The sequence below is a fragment of the Clostridium punense genome (genome assembly GCF_017874425.1).
GTDB lineage: Bacteria > Bacillota > Clostridia > Clostridiales > Clostridiaceae > Clostridium_J > Clostridium_J punense.
The window spans coordinates 203783-216402 of record NZ_JAGGLL010000001.1 but is presented as its reverse complement, the minus strand read 5'-3'; the positions used below and the strand labels follow the sequence as shown (position 1 = coordinate 216402).

Genomic DNA, 12620 nt, shown 5'->3' with positions numbered 1-12620 from the left:
TATTAACTGTTTGTAAAATTCTGAAAAATTACTGAAAATTTATGTAAAATAAGGTAGTATATTAATACAGTGTACAGGTTGTAAGCTGCATTAATATACTCTTTTCATATTAAGTTAGGATTTAAGATACATATAAAAATTTTAGCAACAGATCTTATATAAATCATTTCATTTTTTATCTAATTTTTAATAACTTAATACCATACAAAATTGAATAACAATTAAATTGGGGGGAGATTATGAGGAGTTTTTGGGGGATAATTCCACGATACATTATTAAGAATAAGAAGCGTATTGTATTTATGGGTATTGGTATAGTGCTATCAGTAGCATTAATAGTTTCTTTAAGTATAATACAAGAATCTGTGAGCAAGACATCCTATGAAAGGATGGTTGACGACGCTGGAGGTATCTATGATATTTCATTCTTCACAAGAGATTATGGAAAATTTGAGGAGCTAAAGACTGATTCTGCAGTTGAGAAAATGTCTATAGCTGCTAATTTGGGCGAATATAGAATTCCAAATTCTAAAGTTAATATAGATATTAAAGCCTATGATGAAAACATTACAGAATTTTTAAATTTTAACTTAATAGAGGGGAGATATCCCCAAAAGGGAAATGAAATTGCTTTAGAGCAATGGGTATTAGATGCATTCCCTCAAAAATATGAAATAGGGGATACCATGAAGTTTCCACATACTGTGGAATATAGAACTTTGGAGGGTGAGAGACTTCAAGAGGAGATGGAAAGTAATTTTGTTTTAGTTGGAACTTTTAAGTACACTAATAATCAATTTCCTAATAAAAATACAGCAAAGGGTTATATAACTAAAGAATTTCTTAAGGATAATTTGAAAAATCAAAACTTAGAGTATGAGGGGTATATATTTATAAATCCTACAAGTTCTGTGACAGATACTGCAATGCAGCTAGCAGCAACAAATAATTATTCTAAAATATTCTTTAATGAAAATTATGTTAAAACTTCCACTATGCAATATGGGAAAGTCTTTGAATTAATTTTCAAGGTGCTGTTTATTATCATTGGAGCTGTAGCAAGTATTATCATTTTCAATGTGTTTAATATATCTATAACAGAAAGAATAAAAGAATTTGGAATGCTAAGAGCCATTGGAGCGTCACCACTTAGAATTAAGGGAATTGTACTAGGGGAAGGCATAACCTTAGGTATGATATTTATTCCAATAGGAATATTTTTAGGAAGCCTAGCCGTTAGGACCGTTATGATGCTTTCTTCCGCAACGGGGAATTTAAATGGATTATTTCATATTCCTATGGCTGGTATAACGCCAGCTTTAGTAGTTGGATTTTTATCAATTATTATAGGAGTATACTTTCCAGCTGTAAAGGCATCAAGAATATCTCCTATGGAAGCAATAAGCTCTAATAATAACTTAAACTTAAAAGGAAGAAAAATTAAAAGTTCCCTTGAAGGTAATGGAACTTTAAGAAAAAGATTTAAATTTCCAGCTAATATGGCATACATGAATATAAATAGAAATAAGAAAAAATTTATAACTACAGTAGTTTCTCTATCTATAACCATAATTATGTTAAGCTGTGTAAATTACTTGATAGGTTCTGCAGACCCAATAGCGAACTTTAGAAAGAATTTTCCAAGTGACTTTGTATTACTATCCTCTGGAACTTCCAAAGATTATGGGTTAACTGAAAAAGATATAAGTAAGCTTTCTGAAATTAAAGGAGTAGAGAAAATTTCAACTGAGAGAAGAATTTCTTCACCTGTATATGTGCCGACAGAAAGTGTTACTAGCAAAGGCTTAAAATTTCAAGAGGCTAATAGTAATAGAAACCCATATTTAAAGGAGCTATTTAATAAAAAGCAATACTTTTTTGAAACAAGAACTTTGGGGTACAGCTCTGAAGAACTTGAAAAGTTAAAATCAGGTCTAATTGAAGGAAATATAGATGTAAATGAAATGAAAGAAAAGAAATTAGCTATAGTAGCTCAGGATTTAAATTATAGAGATTATACTAATATCAAAGTTGGGGATCGAATTAAAATAAGCTATCCAATTTATGATGAAAAAGGAAATCCTGTTAGAGACTCAAAAGAAGTATTTGAAGTAGGAGCTGTGGTTAAGGAAGAAATGTTAGCTTCAGTAGATGCTAGTACCAGTATTATGTTTATAGTAAGTGAAGATGCAATGAAAAACTATTTAAACATTGATAACTATCAGCAGGCAAATATTATCTTAAATAAGGATGCAAACTATGAACAAGCAGAAAAAGAAATAAGAGATACCATGAAGCTTTCTAGAGATTTAACCATAAAATCCTTTAAAGAAGAACTTAAAGCAACAAAAGAGTCCAATGTGAAGTTATCTATGACTCTATACAGCCTTGTATTCATAGTAGCAATAGTAAGTGTAATTAACTTGATAAATATAATGTATATGAATGTAATGATTAGAAATAAAGAAATTGGAATGATGAGAGCTTTGGGCTTTGGTAGTGATGAGGTTAAAGCTATGATAAAACATGAGGGAATGTTTTATGGAGTTGCCGCTAGTATAGTAGGAATAACCTTGGGAATGCTTTCAACCTATGTAATTTATATTAAGGGAAGAGGGGTAATAAAAGCAGATATGGCATGGAGCTTTCCTACCTTAGAGATAGCAGTGGTATTTGTTATTACTACTTTTATTACAGTTATAGCAGCAATACTGCCTTCAAGAAAACTTTTTACTTCAAGTGTTGTTGATTCTATAAGAGGAATAGAATAAAAGTAAGTTTATCAAAAAAAACAAGATAAATATCTTGTTTAAATATGAGTACAAATTTTTAGGCTTCAAAGATGAGTAGAACAAATCTTCATCTTTGAAGCCAATAAAATATTTTTAACAAAACAATCTTCAAGGAGAAATAATTGGGGGGATATTTATGGAATTATTAAGAACAAAACGTCTCACAAAAACCTATGGAATTAAGGAAACGGAAGTTAAGGCACTTAAACCAACAGATATATCTATCGAAAAAGGAGAATTTACAGCAATAGTAGGTCCTAGTGGTTCAGGAAAAAGTACCTTATTACATCTTTTAGCAGGACTTGATAAACCTTCAGCTGGACAAGTTTTTATAAATGATACAGATATTTATTCTATGGGGGAAAAAGAGTTATCTAGATTTAGAAGACGAAATATAGGATTTATATTTCAATTCTTCAACCTAATTCCTATATTATCTGTGGAGGAAAATATTAAACTACCACTATTAATGGATGGTAAAAAAGTTGATGAAGCTTATATAAATGAAATAATGGAAACCTTAGATATTAAAAATAGAAAAACTCACTTACCAGGAGAAATCTCAGGAGGACAACAGCAAAGAACATCCATTGCAAGAGCACTTGCTAATAAGCCTTCCATAATATTTGCAGACGAACCCACAGGAAACTTAGATAGCAAAAATAGCAATGAGGTTTTAGATCTACTTACTATGTCCATAAAAAAATATAATCAAACCTTGGTTATGATAACTCATGACCCTAATATTGCGGCTCGTGCAGATAGAATTATAACTATAGCTGATGGAATAATTGTGGATGATAAGAGGACTAAAGAGTAAACAAATACTATTAAAAATGCTAGGGTGAAAAGGGGGGGACTTTTATGGTTGTGCTAAAAACTACCTATTTAGAAAAGGTTTACGGTGAAGGGGAAGTCAAAGTAGAAGCACTTAAAGATACTAATTTGGAAATATATAAAGGGGAAATAACAGTAATTATAGGCCCGAGTGGGTCAGGAAAAAGTACTTTACTTCATTTATTGGCAGGGTTCGATAAGCCTTCCGCTGGAAGGGTGTATATAAATGGAGAAGATATTAAAGAAATGAGTGAAAAGAAGCTTGCTCAATTTCGAAGAAAAAATATAGGTTTTATATTTCAGTTTTTTAACCTAGTACCAACCCTTACCATAGAAGAAAATATCAAACTACCACTTTTTTTTGACAAGGAAAAGATAGATGAAAAGTATATAGAAGATTTGATGAAGGTACTTCATATTGAAGATAGAAGAAGGCACCTACCAAGTGAAATTTCTGGAGGTCAACAACAAAGAACTGCCATTGCCAGGGCATTAGCTAACAAACCGGCAATAATTTTTGCAGATGAACCAACGGGAAACTTGGACAAGAAAAATAGTAAAGAAGTATTAGAACTTTTAAGAAATTCAGTTAAGCAGTTTAATCAAACTTTAGTTATGATTACCCATGATCCAGAGGTGGCAACCTATGCAGATAGGGTTATAACAATAGAAGATGGCACAATAACTTCAGATTTGAGGAGAAATTAGTATGAAATACTTATCATTAATTCCTAAGAACTTATTAAAAAATAAAAGAAGAACAATACTTATAGCCATAGGCATTATGCTCTCAGCTTTCTTACTAACAACCATGAATATTTCTCTTAATAACTACAAGGAAAAAGCCTATAAAACTGCTGTAGAACTAGCAGGCGGAGATTATCATGGCTCAAATTCAGGATTTGAACTTAAATATTTAGGTTGGACAAGTGGTGACAGTAGAATTACTGAAGTGGGAAGAAGTATTAATTTAGGATATGCAGTTAGTAAGGATAATAAATATAAAATAAAAATTTCTGCCTTTTCACCAGAAGCTCAAAATATGCTTCTCTTAAAGCTACAAGAAGGAAAATACCCTTCTGAACATGGAGAAGTGGCATTAGAAGGATGGATTTTAAAAAAGTTTTATCCAGATGCAAAATTAGGAGATAAAATAAAGGTTACTTATGAAAAAAGTATAATAGAAATTTCTGGTGAAAAGCACAACCTTGGAAGTAGTGTAGAATTAACCCTGGTTGGGATTTTAAAAGATAGATATAATTCTATAACGCAAAATACAGGGATTGCTTGTTTAACAGAAAAATACATTGAAAGTATAGTGCCAAGTGAGTTTCAACGATATGACACTTTCATTAAGACAAATAAAATTCCTACACAAGAAGGCATTTTCTCAATTGCTTCTACCAATGGAGTAACCCTATCAGCAAATCAGAGTTTAATTAAGTATTATAAACAAGCAGAGGGAAGAAATTTAATAATGATAGCATTAACTGTAATTATACTTATTGCAGCGGCTGCCCTAGTTAATAATATTTATAGCATTATAATTGTTGAACGACAAAAGGAACTTGGATTATTAAGAGTAGTTGGAGCAGAACCAAAGCACATAATAATTTTAATAATGGGAGAAACATTATTACTTTCAATACTGTGCATACCAGTAGGCATATTTTTAGGTGCACAAGGAACAGCTTTATTAAATATTTTAACTAAGAATAGTATTAGTGACGGAGCTATATCTATACCAATTATCAATATTGCAATTATATTTTTATTGTGTTTGATAGCGGTTGGGCTATCCTCTTTAAAGCCTGCGATTTCAGCAGGGAAAATTCCGCCATTATCTGCTATTAATTATACAGAAATGAAAACTATAAGAAGAAAAAATAGAGGAGAAAAATACCAGCTAACAAATAAAACTAACTTTACTACAGGCTATAGCTTTTTAAATATTAAGAGGCACAAGAAAAGATTTTTTACAACTATAGCATCATTAGCTATAAGTATTATGGTTTTTATTATATCTATTGGGGTAATAAAATATCTTGATCCAACCAATTTAATTCAAAGCATTGGTTCAGATTATATTTTAAAAGTAAATTTTAAATTTAAGTATATAGGCTTTGGTGAAGAGACAGTAGAAAAAATTGAAAAGTTAGATGGCATTAAGAAGGTAGAAGCTTATAGGTATGTAAATGGCAATTTAACTACTTCAGGAGATTTATTAAGTGAGAACTATAAGGAAAGGGCTAAGGGGTATATAGCAGCTGGCAGCAAGGGTGAGTACCTTATGAGTAAAAACTTATATTGGGTAGGAACAGAAGTATATGGACTTAATGATAGGCAGCTAAAAGAACTTGCTCAATATGTAAAGGATGGAACCTTAGATCTTGAAGAGTTAAAAAATAGTAATAAAGCATTGTTGTTTTCTAATTCCAACTTTCAAGAGGACGTTTTAATAAACTGCAATGATGAAATACAGATAACCCATACCTACAAAGATGATAGCAATAACTTTATTAATAAGGATGAAAAGATAGAGATACAAGCTATTTTAAAAGGACTAAACTTCCCTGTATTTGATAACTTGGTACCTACGGTATTAATTTTTCATGAGGATACCCTAAAGAAAATTACAGAATTAAATGGGTATCAGGCTATAAGAATTAATAAAACCAATAAATATGTACCTACACTTGAGGGAGCATTAAAGGAGTTAGCTGAAAACCAAACTGACGGGGAACTTGTAAGCTTGGAAGAAGAGACAAGATTATTCCAAGAGGTGTCTAAAGGGGTGAAAGTAGTACTTTATAGTTTTGTTTTTACTATAATGATTATTGGAATAATTAATATTTTAAATACAGTTACCATGAATATACTATTAAATAAAAAAGAGGCAGCAATGCTTAGAGCGACTGGACTTAGTCAAGGAGAATATAAAACTATAATAATAAAAGAAGCTATAACTTACGGAATAGTCAGTGCCACTATAGGAATTACTCTAGGGTTACTAATTTATTCTTTAGGGCTAAAAATATTTAGTAAAGTTCCTTTTTTAGTATGGAGCATAGATATTTGGACAATTGTTATAACTTATTTTTTATCTATTATAATTTGTATTTTAGCCTCCTTGCCACCTATGAGGAGAATAATGACCTCTAGTATTATTGAAGATATAAGAACTATTGATTAGTAAATGATAGGGAATGAGTAAAAAGTTTATAAAATTATGAAAGACATGGGTAATTAGAGTATTAGTTTATTATCCATGTCTTTATTAATATTAATTTATAAGTAATTTTGATAGATGACAGTAAGTTCCCTTTTTTTACAAAAATAACCTTAAAAATTCACTCGTATAATCTGTTTTATTTTAAATTTTATAGATACTAATAATTTATCTATAAAATTTCGAAATAATTGTTAGAATATGTTGAATCTTTCATCATTATGTATTAGAATTGTTAATGTATTAACAAATTTAATATTAGGGGTATAATTTGTTATAAGCGGTTACAATTTTTATTAATGTTGGACAAGTTTTGCTAGAAAATTCTAAGGAGGAAAACAATGAGTAAAAATTTAGAACCCTTAAATAATGAGGGAAAATTAAAAAGGGAACTTGGTCTTGGGGCGGCTACAGCAATTGTAGTTGGAAACATCATTGGTTCTGGTATCTTTATGTCACCTGCAAGTTTTGCAAGAGTAACAAATCCAAAGGTATCTATGATAGCTTGGATAATAACTGCTATAGGATCTTTATTAATTGCACTTAGCTTTGCTAATCTTGGTTCGAAAATGCCTAAAACTGGTGGTCCTATTGTTTATACTAGAGCTGCTTTTGGTGATTTTGCAGGGTTTTTAATTGCTTGGTCTTTCTGGATTGGTTCATGGGTTGGAAATTGCGCAATTATAACTGCATTTATGAGTTATTTTACATACTTTGTGCCAGCAGCTAAATCTCCTGGCATGGCATTTTTAGTTTGTACTATAGTAGTTTGGCTTTTCACTGCCATAAACATTTATGGAGTTAAATATGTTGGTAAGTTTGGAGTTATATCAACTGTATTAAAGGTTGGAGTTCTTGTTGTATTTATTGTTATTGCAGCAATAAACTTTGACCCAAGCTATTTAAGCACAGTATCTAGCGAAGAATTAGCTGGAATGAATACGTTACCTTCTGCTATAGCAATAGCTCTTTGGGCCTTTGTAGGACTTGAAAGTGCTACAGTAGCTGGAGGAGAAATTAAAAATCCAGAGAAAAATATCAAAAAAAGTACTGTGTATGGAATTTTAATAGTATCAGCTATTTATATATTAATGAGCTTTGTAGCTATGGGAGCTATGGATCAAGCTACTCTTGCTAAGTCAGAAGCACCACTTGCGGATATCATAAATAGTGCTACTGGCGGAACTTGGGGTGGAGTGTTCATTGCGGCTGGTGCTCTAATTTCTACTTTAGGAGCTACAGCAGGCTGGTTCTTAACTACTGCTAGAAGTGCAGTAGGTGCAGCTGAGGATGGATTATTCCCAGAAGTATTTAAGAAAATCAGCCCTAAATACAGCACTCCTACAGCAGCTTTAATCATAGGAAGTATTTGTATGAACCTATTACTTGTGCTTAACTATGTAAGTACATTACAAAAAGCTTTCGACTTTATGATATTACTTGCTACACTTTCTTTCCTTCCAGCATATTCTTTCTGTGCAGCAGCAGAAATAGTATTGTTATTTAAAGGAGATAAGAACTTTAATTTAGCTAATTTCTTAAAGAACTCCTTCTTCTCAATCCTTGGATTTGGATATTCTATCTATGCAATCTATGGAACTGGAGCAGAAACAGTTATGTATGGTTTCATATTAATGTTAGTAGGAATTCCTGTTTATGTTTATATGATGCTGCAAAAGAATAAAGCGGATAAATCTGTAGATAAGTTAAGAGAATCTGCAGGAATAGAATTATAATTTACAACCCGATGCTATTGCATCGGGTTTTTACTTTATTAAATAATCAAAAAGATATTTTTGCTCAACAACTTTGGAAGTAGAGTTGAGCTGCCACCTAAGCAATTAGCTAGGTTGAGCAACTGACATTTAAAGAAGAGGGCAGACTTGAAACTTCCAAAAGGTTGTTAAACTAACACGGAACAAACCTATATAACTTTCTTAAGGAAAGATGAAGTACTTATAAAGTTTTAAGTTTTAACACTACACTAATTTATAATCCACATAATTATATTTATTTAAATAGTAGGTTTTATTCATTACTATTTTATAAATAGCATTTAAAAACCTATCAATTTCATAGAAGGTGTTATACATACCAAAGCTTATTCTTACTGTACCAGGCATCTTTTCCTTTGGGGCATCGATGTTTTCTTTTATCATTTCAGGTGTAGCATGAAGAAGCTTCTGCATATAGGGTTGGGCACAAAAACATCCACTTCGAACAGCAATGCCGAATTCATAGGATAACATTTTAGCTAGAGTGGCGTGATGAATTCCTTCTATATTAAAGGGAATAATGCTCACCTTATCTTTATAGTTCATATAATCGCCATACAGAATAACAGAAGGAATTCTCATAAGGTTCTCTGTAGCATATTTGGTTAAAGCTCGTTCATGTCTATCTATATTATCCATGCCAAGTTCCCTTAGTTTTTCTACAGCACAGCTTAAGGCTACGGAGCCGATTACATTAGGGGAACCTGCTTCATGCCTGTCTGGAGAGGCAGCCCACTTCACTAAATCATGGGATACAAAAGAAATAGTTCCTCCACCTACATAGTCTGGTCCACATTGATTAAACACTTCCTTAGAACCAATTAAAACTCCTGTACCGAAAGGAGCATACATCTTATGACCAGAAAAGGCAACAAAATCAATATGATCTTCACTATAGAAGGGTTTCATATCAAAGTGAGCATGAGGAACTAACTGAGCACCATCTACTAGAATTTTTGCACCATATCTATGGGCCAGCTTTGCAATATGGTATATGGGGTTTTTATGACCTGTTACATTGGAGGCTCCTGTTACGGTAACTAAAGCCACTGAACCGTTATATCTTTCTAGTTTGCTTTTAAGATCTTCTATGTCAAGCCTTCCCTCATCATCTACCTCTATATAATCTAAACTATAGTTATATCTCCAAGGTAAATCATTTGAGTGGTGCTCCATGGATGTACTCAAAACAATGGAATTACTTCTTTTACCACAGCATAAAATATTTGCTAGTTTATTTATTGCTTCAGTGGTGTTTTTTACATAAATTACTTCCATATTATTTTCATCATAACCTACAAACTGTCCTATAATTTTTCTGCTTTCCTCATAGAGAGAAGTGGATAATTGAGATTTATATCCTTCTCCTCTATGAATTGAGGAATACCAAGGGCAAAACTTTATTATATCTTCAACTACACACTTTAGAGGGGGAGTGGTAGCAGCATTGTCAAAATTTATACCAGTGATTAGTTTTTCATCCGTTAAATGAACTTTATTATTTAAACCCATGATTAAGTCTCTATATTGGGTGTCATCTATAAAGCTGCTCATTTTTTAACCTCCTTAAAAGTTCTTCTATTACATAATATTAATAAGTCTAACTATTGGCACAACAAAGATAATCACTGAGAAAATTTAACAACATTTTGGGGTATTTAGGTTTGTCAGCTTCTATAAAAATCATCTCCATAACTAAGAAAAATTGTTTTGGTGAAGTTAAGAGCTTTGTTTCAACCTATATGAACTTTGAAAATTATTGCACTTAAATATGTTATTAGGTTTTAAAAATAGGAGTATAAATTTCCCTTTACTTCCTTATAATAAAAAAGTAAAATAGAATTGTTGACAACTTTACTCTGATTTGCTAATATGAAAGTATAGTAAAACAGTCAACATTAATAACCATAAATGAAATTTAAGGAATGATATAAATGAAATTATCAACTAAAGGACGTTATGGCGTTAAGGCAATGGTGGATTTAGCTATTAATTATGGTAAGGATCCAATATCTATAAAAAGTATTTCAGAGAGGCAAAATATCTCTGAGTATTATCTAGAACAGCTTTTTTCATCACTTAGAAAATCCGGGCTTATAAAAAGTATAAGAGGTGCCAGTGGTGGATACATACTAGGTAAAGAACCGAAGGAAATTACAGTGTATGAAGTTTTAGAGGTTTTAGAAGGGCCTATTGAGATTTCAAATTGCTTAGAAGAAGGTTCCTGCAATAATATAGATTGCTGTGCCACGAGAACCGTTTGGAAAAAGATTAAAGAAAGTATAGACAGTGTCACCACTGCTATTACTTTACAAGATATAGTAGACGATTATCTTAACATCGCCAAGTTAAAAGGAGTGAATTTTAATGAATAAACCTATTTATATGGATTACGCAGCTACAACCTATACAAAACCAGAAGTTTTAGAAGAAATGATACCTTATTTCACAGAGTTTTATGGTAACCCATCTTCTGTATATTCCATTTCAAGGGAAACAAAAAAAGCTTTAGATAAGGCAAGAATGAGAGTTGCTAAAGCTATAAATGCTGACCCTAATGAAATATATTTCACTGGTGGTGGTTCAGAAGCAGATAACTGGGCAATAAAAGGAATTGCTTTTGCACATCAAAATAAGGGAAATCACATAATTACAACAAAAATAGAGCATCATGCAGTGTTGCATGCTTGCGAATACTTAGAAAAGCATGGCTTTGAAGTAACTTATTTAGATGTAGATGACGAAGGCGTAATTAGAATAGAAGACCTGAAAAATGCTATTAAGGAAAACACTATCTTAGTTACAATAATGATGGCAAACAATGAAATCGGTTCTATTCAAGCAGTTAAAGAAATTGGTGAAATTTGCAGAGAAAGAAAAATATTCTTCCACACAGATGCAGTTCAAGCAGTTGGACACATTCCAGTGGATGTTAAGGAAATGAATATAGACTTACTTTCACTAGCAGCTCACAAGTTCTATGGACCAAAAGGAGTAGGTGCTCTTTATATTAAAAAAGGAATAAAGATTCATAACCTAGTTCATGGCGGAGGACAAGAAAAAAATAGAAGAGCTGGAACAGAGAACGTAGCTGGTATTGTTGGACTTGGAAAGGCTATAGAGCTTGCTGTTGATAATATGGAAGAACATAATAAAACATTAACTTATCTTAGAGATAAATTAATGAATGGATTATTAGAAATACCTCATACTAGATTAAATGGACCAAAGGGAGAAAAAAGACTTCCAGGTAATGTTAATGTCTGTTTCAGATTTATTGAAGGAGAATCAGTACTTTTAATGTTAGATGCTATGGGAATCTGTGCGTCTAGTGGAAGTGCTTGTACATCAGGTTCGTTAGATCCATCTCATGTTCTTTTATCCATAGGATTACCTCATGAAATAGCTCATGGTTCCTTAAGATTAAGTTTAGGCGATGGAACTACAGAAGAAGAAGTTGATTATGTATTAAAAACTGTACCATCGATAGTACAAAGATTAAGAGATATGTCACCATTATATGATGATTTTATGAATAAGGGGGAAAATTAATATGTATAGCGATAAAGTTATGGACCATTTTACAAACCCAAGAAACGTTGGAGAAATTAAAGATGCCAGTGGTATTGGAGAAGTTGGAAATGCTAAGTGTGGAGATATAATGAAAGTTTATTTAAAAATAGAAGACAATGTAGTTGTAGATGCAAAGTTTAAAACTTTTGGCTGTGGTTCAGCTATAGCATCTTCAAGTATGGCTACAGAGCTTATAAAAGGTAAAACTGTAGATGAAGCTTGGACGCTTACTAATAAAGCTGTTGCTGAAGCTTTAGACGGACTTCCACCTGTAAAAATGCACTGTTCAGTACTTGCAGAAGAAGCTATTCATAAAGCAATAAATGATTACAGAAAAAATCAAGGTTTAGACCTTTGGGATTTTGAAGAACATGATGATATTCATGATCATGTACACGGAGAATAGGTGATAAC

General features: G+C 31.9%; 9 protein-coding genes. 8 read left to right on the top strand and 1 reads right to left on the bottom strand.

All coding sequences use genetic code 11. From position 1 onward, the window contains the following. Positions 1-239 precede the first annotated feature (239 nt). The 5 genes from J2Z44_RS00985 (at position 240) to J2Z44_RS00965 (ending at position 8594) form a co-directional block, all read left to right on the top strand. Positions 240-2771, top strand: coding sequence for an ABC transporter permease (locus J2Z44_RS00985; protein WP_021284367.1), 2532 nt, complete (start codon positions 240-242; stop codon positions 2769-2771). Positions 2772-2928: 157 nt separating this feature from the next. Then, on the top strand, positions 2929-3612 hold the full coding sequence (locus tag J2Z44_RS00980; protein WP_209649280.1) for an ABC transporter ATP-binding protein: 684 nt from the start codon (positions 2929-2931) through the stop codon (positions 3610-3612). A 44-nt stretch (positions 3613-3656) separates the two neighbouring features. Continuing rightward, a complete protein-coding gene (locus tag J2Z44_RS00975; RefSeq protein WP_021284369.1) occupies positions 3657-4337 on the top strand; it encodes an ABC transporter ATP-binding protein in 681 nt (226 codons plus the stop codon). 1 nt (position 4338) lies between these two features. Next, complete coding sequence (locus J2Z44_RS00970) at positions 4339-6822, top strand: ABC transporter permease (protein WP_021284370.1); 2484 nt, start codon at positions 4339-4341, stop codon at positions 6820-6822. 377 nt (positions 6823-7199) lie between these two features. Continuing rightward, on the top strand, positions 7200-8594 hold the full coding sequence (locus tag J2Z44_RS00965) for an amino acid permease (RefSeq protein WP_021284371.1): 1395 nt from the start codon (positions 7200-7202) through the stop codon (positions 8592-8594). Positions 8595-8837: 243 nt separating this feature from the next. On the opposite strand, the gene J2Z44_RS00960 is transcribed toward J2Z44_RS00965, so the two are convergent. Beyond that, the gene (locus tag J2Z44_RS00960) at positions 8838-10187 is read right to left on the bottom strand and encodes an aminotransferase class V-fold PLP-dependent enzyme (RefSeq protein ID WP_021284372.1); all 1350 of its coding nucleotides are present in this window, start codon (positions 10185-10187) and stop codon (positions 8838-8840) included. Positions 10188-10567: 380 nt separating this feature from the next. Here J2Z44_RS00960 and J2Z44_RS00955 point away from each other — a divergent pair, with 380 nt between their 5' ends. From J2Z44_RS00955 to nifU, 3 genes are read left to right on the top strand one after another with little or no spacing between them, the layout of a single operon-like run. Further along, positions 10568-11008, top strand: coding sequence for an RrF2 family transcriptional regulator (locus tag J2Z44_RS00955; protein ID WP_021284373.1), 441 nt, complete (start codon positions 10568-10570; stop codon positions 11006-11008). Continuing rightward, complete coding sequence (nifS, locus tag J2Z44_RS00950; RefSeq protein WP_021284374.1) at positions 11001-12185, top strand: cysteine desulfurase NifS; 1185 nt, start codon at positions 11001-11003, stop codon at positions 12183-12185. Before J2Z44_RS00955 ends, nifS begins: the two co-directional genes overlap by 8 nt. Before the next feature lies 1 nt (position 12186). Next, positions 12187-12612, top strand: coding sequence for a Fe-S cluster assembly scaffold protein NifU (gene nifU / locus J2Z44_RS00945; protein ID WP_021284375.1), 426 nt, complete (start codon positions 12187-12189; stop codon positions 12610-12612). Positions 12613-12620 lie beyond the last annotated feature (8 nt).